The organism is Kribbella sp. NPDC023972, assembly GCF_040639075.1.
Taxonomy (GTDB): Bacteria; Actinomycetota; Actinomycetes; order Propionibacteriales; family Kribbellaceae; genus Kribbella.
The window spans coordinates 1-16,128 of sequence record NZ_JBEZZH010000006.1 but is presented as its reverse complement, the minus strand read 5'-3'; the positions used below and the strand labels follow the sequence as shown (position 1 = coordinate 16,128).

Here is a 16,128-nt window from a genome sequence, read left to right as displayed (position 1 = left end):
TCAGTCGGTGTCGGTGTCGGGACTCGGGGCTGCGGCTACCGGCTTGTTCGAGGGCTGGTTCTCCGGGAAGTGGCAGGCAGCCTGGTGGCCGGGCGCGAGCTGCAGGAGCGGCGGCTCGGTGGTCTTGCAGATGTCTTGGGCTTTCCAGCAGCGGGTGTGGAAGCGGCAGGCGGGCGGTGGGTTGATCGGGCTGGGAACGTCGCCGACCAGGCGAATGCGTTCCTGCTTGGCCTTGCGCTTGGTGTCCGGGATCGGGACCGCCGAGAGCAGCGCCACCGTGTAGGGGTGCATCGGCTTCTCGTACAGGTCGACCCGGTCGGCGAGCTCGACGATCTTGCCCAGGTACATCACCGCGACCCGGTCCGAGACGTGCCGTACGACGGACAGGTCGTGGGCGATCATCACGTACGTCAGGTCGAACTCGCTCTGCAGGTCCTCGAGCAGGTTGACCACCTGCGCCTGGATCGACACGTCCAGCGCGGACACCGGCTCGTCGGCGACGATCAGCTTCGGGCGGAGGGCGAGCGTACGGGCGATACCGATGCGCTGGCGCTGACCGCCGGAGAACTCGTGCGGGTACCGGTTGTAGTGCTCCGGGCTCAGGCCGACCAGCTCGAGCAACTCCTGCACGGCCCTCTTCGTGCCCTGCTCGGTCTTCACCTTCTGCAGCTTGTACGGCGCCCCGACGATCTTGCCGACCGTGTGCCGCGGGTTGAGCGAGCCGTACGGGTCCTGGAAGATCATCTGCACGTCCCGCCGCAGCGGCCGCATCTGCCCCTCGCGGAGGTGACTGATGTCCCTGCCCTCGAAGACGATCTGGCCGGACGTCGGCTCCAGCAGCCGGGTGAGCAGCCGGCCGGTGGTGGTCTTGCCACAGCCGGACTCCCCCACCAGCGACAGGGTCTCGCCACGGGTCACGTTGAAGGTCAGACCGTCGACGGCCTGGACGGCGCCGGTCTGCCGCTGCAGCAGGCCCTTGCGGATCGGGAAGTGCTTCACCAGGCCGTTGACCGAGAGCAGTTCCTCACCGAGCTTGGGCTCGGTGACGCCCGGGACGGCGGTGGGTTCGGTGTTCCCAGATTTCACAGTCGTCACAGTCGTCGTCCCGTCACAGCTTCGGCTTGATGTCGGTCTCCCACGCTTTCTTGCGCTCTTCCGGGGAGAGGTGGCACGCGACCAGGTGGCCGCCGCCGATGTCCAGCAGCTCGGGCCGCTCGGTCTCGCTCGCGCCGCCGTTCAGGTGGGCGTAGTTGCAGCGCGGGTTGAAGGCGCAGCCCGACGGCACGTTGATCAGGCTCGGCGGGGTGCCCTTGATCGGGATCAGCCGCTCGCTGCGCTCCCGGTCGATCCGCGGCATCGAGCCGAGCAGACCCCAGGTGTACGGATGCTGCGGCCGGTCGAAGATGTCCTCGGCGCTGCTGTACTCGATCGCCCGGCCGGCGTACATCACCTGGATGTCGTCGGCCAGCTCGGCGACCACACCGAGGTCGTGGGTGATGATGATGACCGCGGAGTTGAACTCGCGCTGCAGGTCCCGGATCAGATCCAGGATCTGTGCCTGCACGGTCACGTCGAGCGCGGTGGTCGGCTCGTCCGCGATCAGCAGGTCGGGGTCGCAGGACAGCGCCATCGCGATCATCGCGCGCTGCCGCATACCGCCGGAGAACTGGTGCGGGTAGGCGTCCACCCGCTTGTCCGGTTGCGGGATGCCGACCCGGTCGAGCATCTCGATCGCGTGCTTGCGCGCGACCTGCTTGCTCACCTGGTTGTGCACCCGGTACGCCTCGACGATCTGGTGACCGACCGTGTAGAACGGGTGCATCGCCGACAGCGGGTCCTGGAAGATCATCGCCATCCGCTTACCGCGCAGCCGGCGGACCTCTTCCCGGCTGGACGAGATCAGGTCCTGGCCGTCGAGGAAGATCTCACCGCTGATCTTCGCGACGCCCGGCGGGTGCAGGCCCATGATCGACAGGCTGGTCACGCTCTTGCCCGAGCCGGACTCCCCCACGATGCCGAGCGTCCTGCCCCGCTCGAGCTTGAACGAGATCCCATCGACCGACTTCACCACACCGTCGTCGGTCGGGAAGTGCACCTTCAGGTCGCGGACGTCCAGGAAGGCCTCGCCGCGATCGATCCGCTGGACAGTGTCCTGAGCTTGGTCTTGGGGTTCGGTCACGAGATCCGCACTCTCGGGTCGACGACGGCGTACAGGAGATCGACGATCAGGTTCGCCAGCACGATGAAGAACGCCGCGATCAGCGTCACACCGAGCACCTTGGGCAGGTCGTTCGCCCGCAGCGCGATGACGGCGTACTGGCCGAGGCCCGGCAGCGAGAACGTCGTCTCGGTCAGGATCGCACCGCCCAGCAACAGCCCCAGGTCGAGACCGAAGATGGTCAGGATCGGTGTCAGCGCGGACCGCAGTCCGTGCTTCATCACCACGTCCCGCTCCGTCAGCCCCTTGGCCCGGGCGGTCCGGACGAAGTCCTCGTTCATCGTCTCGAGCATGCCGGCCCGGGTGAGTCGCGCGTACGCCGCCGCGTAGAGGAACGCGAGCGTGACCCACGGAAGGATCAGGTCGTACGCCCACCAGAGCGGGTTGGACGCGTCGATCGGGTTCGTCCCGCCTTGGGCCGTCCAGCCGAGCCCATAGCTGAAGATCGACAGGGACAGCAGACCGGTGAAGAAGATCGGTAGCGAGACACCGGCCAGCGCCACCGACATGAGTGACCGGTCCAGCGCGGACCCGCGTTTGAGGGCTGACACGATCCCCGTGCCGACTCCGGTGACGAGCCAGATGAACGCCGCGCCGGCCGCCAGTGACGCGGTCACCGGTAGTCGGTTGACCAGGTCCGGCCAGACCGGCTGCTGGGTCAGGAACGAGTAGCCGAAGCACGGCGCCGGGCAGTGCTCCGTCGCCGGCCCGTAGTTGTACTCCTGACCAGCGAACAGTCCCTTCACGAAGCGGCCGTACTGCTCGTAGAGGGGATCGGTGAACCCGAGCTTGACTGCGGTCTCGTGGATCTGCTCCTGACCCGCGCTCTTGCCGACGTAGCGCGAGGCCAGGTCGTCGGCGGACGCACCGCCGAGCTTGGGGACCAGGAAGAAGATCGAGAACGTGACGGCCGTGACGATGAAGAGCAGGACCACTGCTCCGATCACCCGGCGGACCAGATATGCGAACACCGTGCTCGGCGTGGTGGCCGGTGATCCTGCGGATCACCGGCCACCGTCAGCCTTCACCTACCTCTGCTGGCGAATGTTGGTCAGGGCAACCGAGGGACTACTTCAGGCCGATGCCCGCGTAGTCGTACATGTTCTGGCTGTCGCTGACGTACACATTGGCCAGCGTGTCCGGACGGAACAGCAGGCCCTTGGCCCAGATGCCCGGCAGTACGGCGGCCTGCTCCATGACCTTCTTGTCGACGTCGACCCAGATCTTCTCGCGCTTGGCCTTGTCGGTCTCCTTCAGCGCCTGGTCGATCAGCTGGTCGACCTCCGGGATCCGGATGCCCAGGTTGGTGTTACCACCGGTGGCCCGGATGACCCGGCTGTCCACGATCTGGCTCAGGAAGCCGAAACCGTCCGGCCAGTCAGCGCCCCAGCTGTAGACGATCAGGCCGAGGTTGTTCGCCTTCGCGTAGTCCGGCTTGCCGGCGTACAGCTTGGTGTAGTCGCCGGTCGGGAAGCCCTTCGGGGTCAGGTTGATGCCGACCCGCTTCAGCGACTGCTGCAGCGACTCCGCGACCGCCTTCTCCTTCGGCCGGTCCGCCCGGTAGGCGATGTTGGTGCTGAAGCCCTGCGGCATGCCGCACGCCGTCAGAGCCTCCTTGGCCTTGTCGACGTTGCCGTTCTTGTCCTTCTCGAAGCCGTAGTCGTCGAACTTCTCCGCCCCGGTGACCAGCGGCGGCATCAGGTTCGTGGCGATGTCGCCACCGATCGGACCGCCGTACGCCCGCTGGTAACCCTCGTGGTCGGCGGCGTACAGGATCGCCTTGCGGCAGTCGACGTTGTCGAGCGGCTTGACCTCGCTGTTGAACACGGTGAAGTTCAGCCGCGGCGCGGGCACGTTGTCGGCCTTGGCCTTCAGCTGCGGGTTCGCCAGGATCTTGGCCTGGGTCTCCGCGAGCACGCCGGTGCCGGCGATGTCGACGTCGAGGTCACCGGACTGCAGCCGGTTGTCGATGTCGGCGCCGTTGACGTTGTAGGCGACCGTGATCTTGTCCGGCAGCGCCTTCCGGCCCGAGTTCGGGTCGGTCGACGGGTCGTACTGGTCGTTGCGGATCAGGCTGAGGCCCTTGTTCGGGTCGTGGCTCTCGAACTTGTACGGGCCGGTGGAGATCGGGTGCAACTGGTACTTCGAACCGTTGTCCTTCGCCTGCGGCACCGGAGCGGTGGCCGGCAGCTGAGCGAAGTAGTCGAAGCCGGAGAAGGACTTGTTCAGATTGAAGACGATGGTGTAGTCGTCCGGCGTCTGGATGGCCTTGGCGATACCGGCCATCGTCGGGTCCTTGTAGACGCTGTAGCCCTTCGGCACGTCCAGCAGGAAGTCGTTGAAGTACGTCGGGCCGTTCGGCAGCGTCGCCTTGTCCAGGGAGCGGGCGACGGCGTACTTGACGTCCTTGGCCTTGACCTCGGTGCCGTCCTCGAACTTGATGCCCTTGCGGATCTTGTAGGTCCAGGTCTTGGCATCGTTGCTCGGTACACCAGCGGCCTCGGCGAGGTCCGGAACGACCTCCGCACCCTCCTTGCCCGGAGCCGACTTGAAGACCATCAGCGGTCGCACGTAGTTGCGGACAAGGTTCCAGGACAGGCCGTAGTAGGTGTCACCGGGGTCGGTGGAGTCCCACTTCTCCGTGATGGCCATCCGGAGCGTGCCACCCTTTTTGTCGCTCGGGCTGTAGACGCCCTTGACGGCCGCGTCGAACTCCGCCGTCGTGGTGTTCCCGCCGCCGCCTGACCCTCCGGAGCCTCCGTTGTCGCTGCCCCCGCAAGCCACCAGGCTCAACGCGACGGCCGCACTGACGGCGGTCGCCGTCGTGATGCGATTCCATCTCATCTCTTGTTGCACCCCTTTTTTCGTGAGAGCCAGGCTCCCTGATTGGAGAGAAGTCGTTATCGCGAGCGCGGGTCGAGGGCGTCCCGTAGCCCGTCGCCGAACAGGTTGAAGGCCAGCACCGTGACGAAGATGGCCAAGCCGGGCGGAACCATGTAGAGCGGCTCGACCTGGTACCAGTTCGCCGCTGTGGACAGCATGTCGCCCCAGCTGGCCGTCGGCGGCCGGACACCGACACCGAGGTACGACAGCGCCGCCTCGAACAGCACGTTCGTCGGGATCAGCAGGGTCGCGTACACCAGGATCGGGGCGATCAGGTTCGGCAGCAGCTCGGTGAACAGGATGTACGGCCGGCGGGCGCCGAGGCTCCGGGCCGCGTCGACGAACTCCCGTTCCCGCAGCGACAGCGTCTGACCGCGGATGATCCGGCCGATGTACGGCCAGCTGAAGAAACCGATGATGAAGACGATCAGCGCCACCCGCAGGGCGTCACCGCTCAGCCCGAGCAGCTTGTCCGGTACGGCGCCGACCAGCGCCAGCGCGAACAGCACCAGCGGGAACGCCAGGAAGATGTCCATCAAACGGCTGATCAGCGTGTCCACCCAGCCGCCGAAGTAGCCGGCGACGATACCCATCACGGTGCCGATCACGACCGACAGCAGGGTCGCCAGGAACGCGATCAGCAGCGAGATCCGGGCGCCGTACACGATCCGGGCGAAGATGTCGCGGCCGTTCACCGGCTCGATCCCGAACGGGTGGTCCCGGCTGATCCCGTTCCACTTCCCGATCGACGTCTGCAGCGACGGGTCGACCAGGTCCTGGTGGAAGTCGTTCGGCGTGACCCCGAACAGCTTGCAGATCAGCGGCGCGAAGATCGCGACCAGGACCAGGAACAGGACGAAGAAGCCGCCGACGATGGCGACCTTGTCGCGCTTGAGCCGCATCCAGGAGATCTGCCACAGCGACCGGCCCTCGATCTTGCGGACGCCTTGGAGTACGGCCTCCGGCTCGGCTGCCGACGATCCCGGCTCGACCTCGAGTGGCGTGCTCACGCGATGAGTTCCTCTGTTTCCTTCGATTCGACTCCAACGACCACCGGTAGTAGTGGCTGCCGCCTTAACCTGCCGCCATTACACGCCGGAGTCAAACGCGGAAAGTGCTGCGTTGCCCGATCGTGATCGTCAGGAAATCGTCCCGTATTGTGGACATTCGGCAGTAAACCACGGTGTCGTACCCACGGTCGCGGGGCTCTCGCGAACCGTTACTGTCATGGCATTTTTGTGTCACGCCGGTGATCACCGACGGAGGCCGGACAGGTACAGGAACGAGAGCGGATTCAGCGCCGCGTCGACGTTTTCCAGATCCTTGCCGGCGACCACCGTGAGCCGGCCCTGCCAGCTCGGGATCACCGGCGCCTCCTTGGCGAGCACACCCTGTAGCTGACTCACCAGCTTGTCCCGCTCGAGCCCGTTCTGCTCGGTCGTCTCCTGCTCCAGCAGCGCGGTGGCCGCCGCCGACCGGTAGCCGTTGTTGAACACCGCGCCGGTCCGGACGAACGGCGCCAGGTAGTCGTCCGCGTCCGGGTACTCCGGGATCCACCCACCGTGGTACAGGTCGTACGCCCCGGCCCGGGTGAGCTGCTGGTACTGCGGCCACTCCGCGCTTCGCAACGTCACCCGGAACAGGCCCGAGGCCTCCAGCTGCCGCTTCAGCTCGAGCACCTCGTTCTTCGCGCCGGCGCCGTACTCCACCGGCGTCCAGCCGACCGTCAGCGGCACCGGTACGGCGATCCCCGCTTGTCTGAGGATCGCTGCGGCCGCGGCCTTGCTCGGCTGGTTGTACTCGGTCTTGAACGTGTCGGCCTGGCCGCCGAACCCCGGCGGGACCACCGAGTACAGCGGCGTCACGTGGTCGCCGTACGCCTTCTTCACGATCGCCGGACGGTCGATCAGCTGGGCGACGGCCCGGCGTACGGCGGGTTTGCGGGCGGTCAGCGACTTCATCTGGAACGCGAAGAAACGGATCGCGGCGTAGTCGGCCTCGACCACCTGCAGCTGCTCGGCCTTGCGCAGCTTCTCCAGCATGCTCGGGCCGAAGCCGTGGAACGCCAGGTCGGCCTTCCCGGTGGTGATCGCCTGGTACAGCGCGGTCGAGTCCTTCACCAGGGTGATCTCGACACCGTCGTTCCGGGCGCCGCGCGGACCCTTGTACTTGTCGAACCGCCCGAGCGTGATCGTCTGCCCCGGCCGGTACGCCGTCAGCTGGTACGGCCCACTGCCCATCGCCTTGGTGTCGAGCAGCTTGTTCGCCGGGTAGAACTCCTCGTCCACGATCGACCCGGCGGTCGTGGTCAGCAGGTACGGCAGCCGCGCGTCCGGGCGCTTCAGGTTGAACACCGCGGTCAGGTCGTCCGGCGTACTGACCGAGGTGAGCGAGGAGAACATTGCGGCCGCGCCGGTCGGGTTCCGCAGCCGGAGCATCCGCTCGAAGCTGAACTTCACGTCCGACGAGGTCAGCTCGTGCCCGTTCGGGAAGGTCAGGCCTTCCTTCAAACTGCAGGTGTACGTCGTCGGCGAGTCGAACTGGCAGTCCGCGGCGTCCGGCACCGGGGTCGGCTTGCCGGGCATGATCGTCAGCAGCGTCTGGTACAGGTTCGCCTGGACGGTCCGCGAGCCGACGTCGTACGGCCCGGCCGGGTCGAGCGAGCTGATCGTGTCGGTGGTGGCGACCCGCACCACCATCGCCTTCGGCGTTTCGCTGCCCTGGTGCGGCGCGTTGTCGTCCGGCTCGCCACAACCGGCCAGCGCCAGCACGAGCGCGGCCGTCACCGCGACCCGGCACCACGACACGATCACCATCTCACCCTTCCCCAGCCCAATACCCCAGTAACTGCCCCAAGTGTCCCGTGGTGACGAGGGCTTCAACGATGGCGGCAGTCGTCACCACGGGACATGGCACCAAGTGACGGTAACGCGTCAGCGGAGCAAGTCGCGCAGTGACTCCGGGGTGAGCGGTTCGAGCGAGTCGACGACGAGCCGCCGGGGTGCCTCCGGGATCGTCACCCACTGCGGTACGGCGACTACGTAGGCGCCGGCCGCCGTACCGGCCTCGGCGCCGGTGTTCGAGTCCTCGATCACCACGCACTGGGCCGGATCGACGCCGAGCTTCGCGGCCGCGGTCAGGTACGGCTCTGGGTGCGGCTTGCCCTGCGTCACCTCGTCCCCGGCGACGATCACGTCGAACGGGTCCGGCGGCAGGTGCGGGAGCACAGCGTCGATCATCACCCGGTACGACGCCGACACCAAGGCGCAAGGCACTTCCTCCTTGCGCAACGCCTGCAGCAGGTCCAGCGCACCCGGCCGGAACTCGACCTCCTGTTTCAGCGCGTCGACCACCGCGCGGAACATCCGCTCGGCCAGCTCCTCGGCCGTGATCGCGCCGACCGGGATCCGCGACATCCAGACCTGCACCGCATCCCGCAGGTCGCTGCCGACCAGGTGCATGCAGTCCTCAACGGTCCAGATCGCGCCGAGCGAGCCGAGCAGCTCGATCTGCACCTCCGCCCAGACCTTCTCCGAGTCGACCAACGTCCCATCCATGTCCCACAACACTGCACCGAGACTCATGAGGCGTTGAAGTACTTTGCTTCGGGGTGGTGGACCACCAAGGCGTCGGTGGATTGTTCCGGGTGCAACTGCAACTCCTCAGATAGGTGTACGCCGATCCGTTCCGGCTCGAGCAACCGCACCAGTTTCTCGCGGTCCTCCAAGTCCGGACATGCCGGGTACCCGAACGAGTACCGCGAACCCCGGTACGCCTGGTCCCGCAGCATCCCGTCCAGGTCGCCGTCCTCCCGGCCGAACCCGAGCTCGTCGCGGACGCGGGCATGCCAGTACTCGGCCAACGCCTCGGTCAGCTGCACCGACAACCCGTGCAGCTCCAGGTAGTCGCGGTAGGCGTTGCGGGCGAACAGCTCGCCGGTCACCTCGGCGACCTTCTGCCCCATCGTGACCAGGTGGAACGCGACCACGTCGAGCTCACCGGACTCCTTCGGCCGGAAGAAGTCCGCCAGGCACAGGAACCGGTCGCGCCGCTGCCGCGGGAACTCGAACCGGTGCAGCTCGCGGTGATCGGACGGATCCAGGACGACGAGCGCGTTCCCCTCGGAGTAGCACGGCCAGTACCCGTACACGACGGCCGCCTCCATGATTCCCTCGGTCAGGATCCGGTCCATCCACAACCGCAGCCGCGGCCGGCCCTCGGTCTCGACGAGTTCGTCGTACGACGGCCCATCGGCGCCGCGGGTGCCACGCAGACCCCACTGACCGAGGAAGGTGGCCCGCTCGTCCAGATAGCCGGAGTAGTCGGCCAGCGGGATGCCCTTCACGATCCGCGAACCCCAGAACGGCGGCGCCGGTACGACGTTGTCCACGGCGACATCCGAGCGGGCCGGCACCTCGTCGAGCGGCCGGTCGAGAACCCGGGTCGAGGAGCGCACCCGGCGCTCGCGACGCTCGGGCAGCGCGGCCCCCGGCACGCCACGCTTCACCGCCATCGCGGCATCCATCAACCGCAGTCCCTCGAAGGCATCCCGCGCGTACCGGACCTCGCCTTCGAACAGGTTGCCGAGGTCCTGCTCGACGTACGCGCGGGTGAGGGCGGCACCGCCGAGCAGGACCGGCCAGCGCTTGGCCAGGCCGCGCTGGTTCAGCTCCTCGAGGTTCTCCTTCATCACCACGGTCGACTTCACCAGGAGGCCGGACATGCCGATCACGTCGGCCTTGTGCTCCTCGGCCGCCTCCAGGATCGCGTTCACGGGCTGCTTGATGCCGAGGTTGACCACGCTGTAGCCGTTGTTGGTCAGGATGATGTCGACCAGGTTCTTGCCGATGTCGTGCACATCGCCCTTGACCGTGGCCAGCACGATCGTGCCCTTGCCTTCGTCGTCGGTCTTCTCGATATGCGGTTCGAGGTACGCGACACACGTCTTCATCACCTCGGCCGACTGCAGCACGAACGGCAATTGCATCTGGCCGGAGCCGAACAGCTCGCCGACCACCTTCATCCCGGCGAGCAGATCGTCGTTGATGATGTCCAGCGCACTCTTGTCGGTCAGCGCCTGGTCCAGATCGCCTTCGACCCCGTTGCGCTCGCCGTCGATGATCCGCTGCTTCAGCCGCTCGGCCACCGGCAGCGCGGCCAGCTCCTCCAGCTTGCTCGCTTTCAGGTCCGACGTCTTCACGTCCGCGAACAGCTCCAGCAGCCGCTGCAACGGGTCGTACCCCTCGCGCCGCCGGTCATAGATCAGGTCCAGCGCGGCCTCACGCTGGTCGTCCGGGATCTTCGCCACCGGCATGATCCGGCTCGCGTGCACGATCGCCGAGTCCAGACCGGCCTGCACACACTCGTGCAGGAAGACGGAGTTCAGCACGTGCCGCGCCGCCGGGTTGAGGCCGAAGGAGATGTTCGACAGACCGAGCACGGTCTGTACGTCGGGCCGCCGCCTCTTCAGCTCCCGGATGGCCTCGATCGTCTCGATCCCGTCCCGCCGCGACTCCTCCTGCCCGGTCGCCAGCGTGAACGTCAGGCAGTCGACCAGGACGTCGTGACCGGCGATCCCGTAGTCGCGCTCCAGCGTCTCCAGCAGCCGCTCCGCGATCGCGACCTTCTTCGCGGCGGTCCGCGCCTGGCCCTCCTCGTCGATGGTCAGCGCGACGACGGCGGCGCCGTACTCCCGGGCGAGCCCCGCGATCCGGGCGAAGCGGGAGTCCTCGGCCTCGCCGTCCTCGAAGTTCACCGAGTTCAGCACGCAGCGGCCGCCGAGCATGTCCAGCCCCGCCCGCAGTACGGCGGGCTCGGTCGAGTCGAGCATGAGCGGCAGCGTCGACGCGGTGGCGAGCCGGCCGGCGATCTCCTTCATGTCGGCGACACCGTCCCGGCCGACGTAGTCGACGCACAGGTCGAGCAGGTGCGCGCCGTCCCGGATCTGGGCCCGGGCGATCTCGACGCACCCCTCCCAGTCCTCGGCCAGCATCGCCTCCCGGAACGCCTTCGAGCCGTTCGCGTTCGTCCGCTCCCCGATCGAGAGGTACGACGTGTCCTGCCGGAACGGCACGTGCTGGTACAGGCTCGACACGCCCGCCTCGGGCTGGGGATCGCGCTCGCGCACCGGGCGGCCGCCGACCCGCTCGACCACCTGACGCAGGTGCTCGGGCGTCGTACCGCAGCAGCCACCGACCAGCGACAGGCCGTAGCTGTTCACGAAGGTCTCGTGGGCGTCGGCGAGCTCCTCCGGCGTGAGCGGGTAGAACGCGCCGTCGGCGGTGAGCTGTGGGAGGCCGGCGTTCGGCATGCAGGCGAGCGGGACGGTCGAGTGTTTGGAGAGGTAGCGCAGGTGCTCGCTCATCTCCTTCGGGCCGGTCGCGCAGTTCAGGCCGATCAGGTCGATGCCGAGCGGCTCCAGCGCGGTCAGCGCGGCGCCGATCTCGGACCCGAGCAGCATCGTCCCGGTGGTCTCGACCGTGACCGAGACGATCACCGGGATCGTCGAGCCTGCCGCGTCGAGCGCCTTCCGGGCGCCGATCACACTCGCCTTGGTCTGCAGCAGGTCCTGGGTGGTCTCGACCAGGATCGCGTCCGCTCCCCCGTCGATGAGCCCGCGCGTGGTCTCGGCGTACGCGTCCCGCAGGGTGGTGAACGTGGTGTGGCCGAGGGTCGGGAGCTTGGTCCCGGGGCCGACGCTGCCGAGCACGAACCGCGGGTGGTCGGGGGTCGACGCCGCGTCGGCCGCCTCCCGGGCCAGCCGGGCGCCGGCCTCGCTGAGTTCGTGGATCCGGTCGGCGATGCCGTACTCCCCCAGGTTGGCGAAGTTGGCACCGAAGGTGTTCGTCTCGACACAGTCGACGCCGACGTCGAAGTACGCCGTGTGGATCGCCTTGACCACGTCCGGCCGGGTCAGGTTGAGGATCTCGTTACAGCCCTCGTGGCCCTCGAACTCGTCCAGCGACAGGTCGTAGGACTGCAGCATCGTGCCCATCGCCCCGTCGGCCACCACCACCCGCTCGGTCAACAGCTGGCGAAGCTCGGGCCGGCCGGCTCTGGACACGGAACCTCCAGGGATCGGGCCTGGCCGGGGCGGGGGCGGGCCAGGCTTGGACATGGACACCGGTCTCACATCGTAGTCGGCCCGGAACGTGCGTCCGCGACACTTTCCGCTGGACGTGAAACCCGGCGCACGGAGCCGTGCGACCACGTAGGCTGGCAGTCCGGTTTCCGGCAACCCGCCGGATGGCACAGAGACGACAGGGGGCCTGCGAGTGGTTGATCTCGCGAACCTGAGGGACCCGGTCGTGATCGCCGCGTTCGAGGGCTGGAACGATGCGGCCGAGGCGGCCACCGGAGCGGTCGACCACCTGATCGAGGAGTGGGGCGCCGAGCTCGTCACCGCGATCGACCCTGAGGACTACTACGACTTCCAGGTGAACCGGCCGCAGGTCGGCTTCGATGAGGACGGCGTACGCCGACTCACGTGGCCGACCACCCGGGTCTTCCTGGCCCGCCCCGACGACACCGGCCGGGACGTGGTGCTGATTCGCGGTATCGAGCCGAACATGCGCTGGCGCGGTTTCTGCCAGGAGCTGCTCGAAGTGGTCGACGAGTCGAACTCGCAGCTCGTCGTGGTCCTCGGCGCGCTGCTCGCGGACTCCCCGCACACCCGGCCGATCCCGGTCTCGGCCACCTCGGGCGACCCGGAGCTGGCTGCGTCGTGGAGCCTGGAGCCGTCGACGTACGAAGGCCCGACCGGTATCACCGGTGTGTTCGCCGACCTCTGCGGCACCCTCGGCGTACCGGCTGTCTCGATCTGGTCGGCGATCCCGCACTACATCGCCGGCAGCCCGTGCCCGAAGGCGTCTCTCGCGCTGCTCAGCAAGGTCGAGGCGCTGCTGGACCTGCAGATCCCCGAGGGTGACCTGCCCGAGCTCGCTCGGGCCTGGCAGCGCGGCGCCGACGAGCTCAGCGAGGAGGACCCGGAGGTCGCCGAGTACGTGCACTCCCTGGAGGAGCAGCGCGACACCGCCGACCTGCCCGAGGCCTCCGGCGACGCGATCGCCGCCGAGTTCGAGCGGTACCTCAAGCGGCGGAACAAGAACCACCCCGACTAGGCGTGCCGCGCAGTACGCGCTGGACTCGGCCTTCATCTGGCGGTCACTCTACCGTGGCGTAACTTCACCGATCGTCCTATTCTCGTCCGGGACGACAGCCGGGCGGGGATCACGGGAGCGGGTCATGCGCAGGTCACGGGGCGACGAGCGGGGTGGCAGCTCGATCCCTGCGCTCGCCGTGCTGGTCGTGCTCGGAGTCGCCGCGGTCGTGGGTTTCCGCGGTGCCGGCGAACCCGACGTCGACCTCAGCACGCTGACGAGCTCGACCACGCACACGACCATCGACACCGCTCCACTGGACTCTGAACCGTTCGACGGCACAGACGGATTGGTCGTCCACCCGCGGGCGGAGACCGCCGTCTACACCGCTCCGGACGCGGACGCGTTCGCCAAGATCGGGCCGACCCAGTTCGGTCCGACCTGGCTGCCCGTGGTCCAGCAGACCGATGGCTGGGTCCGCGTGCTGCTGCCGTCGAAGCCGAACCGCTCGACCGGCTGGTTGCCCGACCAGGATCTGGAGCGCGCCTCGTCGCCGTACCTGATCCGGGTGCACACGGGTTCGCGCACTCTCGAGCTGTTCCGGCAGGGCCGGCGCCTCGGTGTGTGGAAGGCGGGTGTCGGTGCGCGGAAGACTCCGACGCCTCCCGGCCGCACCTTCCTGCTCGGCTCGATCATCGACAACAAACGCTCGGCCTCGCCGGTGGTACTGCCGCTCGGTGCGCACAGTCCCACCCTCGACACGTTCGGCGGTGGGCCCGGCACGGTAGCGATCCACGGCTGGCCCCGGCCGGACGTCTTCGGCGCGGCCGTCAGCGCCGGGTGTGTCCGGGTGCCGAAGACGGCACTCGCCCTCCTGCAGAAGGTTCCCCTCGGGACCCTCGTCCTGATCGACAGCAAATGAAGGTGGAAGAGCAGATGCGACGACACTTCGCACCGACCGTCCTGACGGTCACGGCCGTGACCGGTGTGGTGGCGTTCAGCCTGGTCGCCAGTTCGCCGGTGGTCAACGCGGCGGCCCGGCCGTCCTCGGCGTACGCCGTCAGCGCGGAAGGACAGGTCCCGATCGACAAAACGCCGTACGCCGAATCCGCCGACGGCCGCCGGCACACCACGTCGGCACTCGAGCTGCCGAAGAACCCACTGCTGTCCGTCCGCGCCGGCACCGCCACGGCCGGAAACGACTCGGCGTCGGTCGAGCTCTTCGACGTGATCGTCGGCCCGGACGCCCTCAGCCAGGTCAAGGTCCCGCCGGAGCTCAAGCAGGCGTGTGCCACCCTGCCCGCGCAAGGCGCCAACGACTTGCCGATCCCGGACCTGCCGCTGCCCGACCTCGGTCTTCCACTCCCGGCTCCGAGCACGGGTGACCTGCCCGCCAAGAACCTGCCCGAGCTGTGCAACCTCCTGCTGACCCCACCCAGCTCGCTGCTCGGCATCGACGCCGTCAACGTCTGGTGCTCCGGCGACGACGGCGGCGTCGACATCGGCTCACTCACGCTGCTCGGCCAGAAGATCGCCGTACCGACCACAAAGCAGGAAGTCACGATCCCGGCGGCCCCGCTGGCCACGATCACCGTCAACCAACGCACCAAACGCTCGGACGGCTCCTTCACGATCACCGGCCTGACAATCAACCTCGGCAACGGCGCCCAGATCATCCGCCTGGCCTCAGCAACCTGCGCCAAGCCGCCCGCCAAGCCCACCGCCAAACCAACCCCCACTCAAAACCACCCCGCCCCGGTCGACCAGGCCCCCATGGCCCCGATCCCAACCCCAGTCAAGACCCACCACCCCGTCACCGGCTGACGCAGGCCTCCGGCTGTCCGGGGCCGGCGTGCTCGGGGTACGGCGTGGTCGGGGTACTCCGTGCTCGGGTACGGCGTGCTCGGGTACGGCATGGTCGGAAAGGGTGACTGCGGTTACGCGTGTTCCAGCAAGGGATTGTGGGGGCGCGGCTAGTCGCGTGCCTGCAGTGGATGCGGTGAGGGTCTGTGGATTGGGGATTGGCGGGATCGGGTCTGGCGGTCTGCGGAGGGATCACGCCACCAGCGCGTCCGGCAGGTAATCGCGGCAAATGGCTGGGTTCGCCTGCGTTTCGGGCCGATGCGGGTGCGGCTAACGGGTTATGTGTTCGCTGGCGTTGCAACGTCAGCGGTGACATAACCCGCCAGTGCGTCGCGCCGCAGGCTGGGTTGCCCGGCATGTGACCGGTTTCGTCCGCATCCCGGGATCCAATAGTCGGTCGCCGGGGGCTTGAACAGGAACTGGGGGCCATGGACGGGTTATTGCATGTGTCAGGACCCCGGAAGGTGTTCAAGCCCCCTGGTTCTGCCCGGATTGGACCAGCATGCGGACCACACCGCCCACCCACCGAAACCCCGGCCACACGTCCGGCAGCTGCTCCATCACGGTGAATGGGCCGGGCGGGGTGCGCCTGCGTTTCGGGGCACGGGGTTAGCGGCTGGCCGATTAGGTCACCGGTGGCGGGTTGCAGCACGCCAGTGGTGACATAACCCGCCAGCGGGACGCGCCGCTGGCCGGGTCGCCCGGCATATGAACGGTTTTGTCCGCATCCCGGGATTCGAGAGTCGGGCGCCGGGGGCTTGAACACGTCCTGGGGACCGGGGACATGTCATGGCTGTCTCCGGACCCCAGAAGTTGTTCAAGGTCCTGGGAACTGGCCGGCTGTGACCGGCATGCGAGCAAGATCGCCCACCCATCGAACACCGGCCCCCGGCCCCGATCCAGGCCCAAGGGAATCCGGCGCATCCAGGCCGGCACACCGTGTCCACCCCGGGGCACGTGACCACTCGGGTGAGCTGCTCCGGGATAGCTGCGTCCTTCCCTGGTCGTGGTGGCGTGGGTCAAGGGTCGAACTTGTTCGATCCGCGCAGCGGACGCCGAAGGCGC

11 protein-coding genes are annotated in these 16,128 nt (G+C 67.9%); 3 read left to right on the top strand and 8 right to left on the bottom strand.

Annotation, left to right across the window (positions count from 1 at the left end; genetic code table 11):
• The 8 genes from AB0F43_RS23490 to metH all read right to left on the bottom strand — a co-directional run bounded on the left by AB0F43_RS23490 (position 1) and on the right by metH (position 12,164).
• Entirely contained in the window at positions 1-1,086 is a 1,086-nt protein-coding gene (locus tag AB0F43_RS23490; protein ID WP_360480542.1) for a dipeptide ABC transporter ATP-binding protein, read from the bottom strand.
• A gap of 22 nt (positions 1,087-1,108) precedes the next feature.
• Positions 1,109-2,179 (bottom strand): ABC transporter ATP-binding protein, encoded by a 1,071-nt coding sequence (locus tag AB0F43_RS23485; RefSeq protein WP_360480539.1) that lies wholly within the window; start codon positions 2,177-2,179, stop codon positions 1,109-1,111.
• A complete protein-coding gene (locus AB0F43_RS23480; RefSeq protein ID WP_360480536.1) occupies positions 2,176-3,189 on the bottom strand; it encodes an ABC transporter permease in 1,014 nt (337 codons plus the stop codon). Before AB0F43_RS23480 ends, AB0F43_RS23485 begins: the two co-directional genes overlap by 4 nt.
• 97 nt (positions 3,190-3,286) lie before the next feature.
• Positions 3,287-5,062: an ABC transporter substrate-binding protein gene (locus tag AB0F43_RS23475; RefSeq protein WP_360480533.1), complete on the bottom strand. Its 1,776-nt coding sequence runs from the start codon at positions 5,060-5,062 to the stop codon at positions 3,287-3,289.
• A 56-nt stretch (positions 5,063-5,118) separates the two neighbouring features.
• Entirely contained in the window at positions 5,119-6,111 is a 993-nt protein-coding gene (locus AB0F43_RS23470; protein ID WP_360480530.1) for an ABC transporter permease, read from the bottom strand.
• A gap of 243 nt (positions 6,112-6,354) precedes the next feature.
• Positions 6,355-7,917: an ABC transporter substrate-binding protein gene (locus AB0F43_RS23465; RefSeq protein WP_360480527.1), complete on the bottom strand. Its 1,563-nt coding sequence runs from the start codon at positions 7,915-7,917 to the stop codon at positions 6,355-6,357.
• A gap of 117 nt (positions 7,918-8,034) precedes the next feature.
• The gene (locus AB0F43_RS23460; RefSeq protein ID WP_360480525.1) at positions 8,035-8,685 is read right to left on the bottom strand and encodes an HAD family phosphatase; all 651 of its coding nucleotides are present in this window, start codon (positions 8,683-8,685) and stop codon (positions 8,035-8,037) included.
• The gene (gene metH, locus AB0F43_RS23455; protein WP_360480522.1) at positions 8,682-12,164 is read right to left on the bottom strand and encodes a methionine synthase; all 3,483 of its coding nucleotides are present in this window, start codon (positions 12,162-12,164) and stop codon (positions 8,682-8,684) included. Before metH ends, AB0F43_RS23460 begins: the two co-directional genes overlap by 4 nt.
• Before the next feature lie 211 nt (positions 12,165-12,375).
• Between metH and AB0F43_RS23450 the strand changes: the two genes are divergently transcribed.
• The 3 genes from AB0F43_RS23450 to AB0F43_RS23440 all read left to right on the top strand — a co-directional run bounded on the left by AB0F43_RS23450 (position 12,376) and on the right by AB0F43_RS23440 (position 15,024).
• A complete protein-coding gene (locus AB0F43_RS23450; RefSeq protein WP_360480519.1) occupies positions 12,376-13,221 on the top strand; it encodes a PAC2 family protein in 846 nt (281 codons plus the stop codon).
• A 124-nt stretch (positions 13,222-13,345) separates the two neighbouring features.
• The gene (locus tag AB0F43_RS23445) at positions 13,346-14,122 is read left to right on the top strand and encodes a L,D-transpeptidase (RefSeq protein WP_360480517.1); all 777 of its coding nucleotides are present in this window, start codon (positions 13,346-13,348) and stop codon (positions 14,120-14,122) included.
• Between the two features lie 14 nt (positions 14,123-14,136).
• Positions 14,137-15,024 carry a hypothetical protein gene (locus tag AB0F43_RS23440; protein WP_360480514.1) on the top strand — a complete coding sequence of 296 codons (888 nt, stop codon included), beginning with the start codon at positions 14,137-14,139 and terminating at the stop codon, positions 15,022-15,024.
• Positions 15,025-16,128: the final 1,104 nt, after the last annotated feature.

Excerpts from the sequence above, each read along its gene's own strand:
- AB0F43_RS23475 (WP_360480533.1), bottom strand. The coding sequence starts at position 5,062 with ATGAGATGGAATCGCATCACGACGGCGACCGCCGTCAGTGCGGCCGTC.
- AB0F43_RS23465 (WP_360480527.1), bottom strand. The coding sequence starts at position 7,917 with ATGGTGATCGTGTCGTGGTGCCGGGTCGCGGTGACGGCCGCGCTCGTG.
- AB0F43_RS23460 (WP_360480525.1), bottom strand. The coding sequence starts at position 8,685 with ATGAGTCTCGGTGCAGTGTTGTGGGACATGGATGGGACGTTGGTCGAC.
- AB0F43_RS23445 (WP_360480517.1), top strand. The coding sequence starts at position 13,346 with ATGCGCAGGTCACGGGGCGACGAGCGGGGTGGCAGCTCGATCCCTGCG.
- AB0F43_RS23440 (WP_360480514.1), top strand. The coding sequence starts at position 14,137 with ATGCGACGACACTTCGCACCGACCGTCCTGACGGTCACGGCCGTGACC.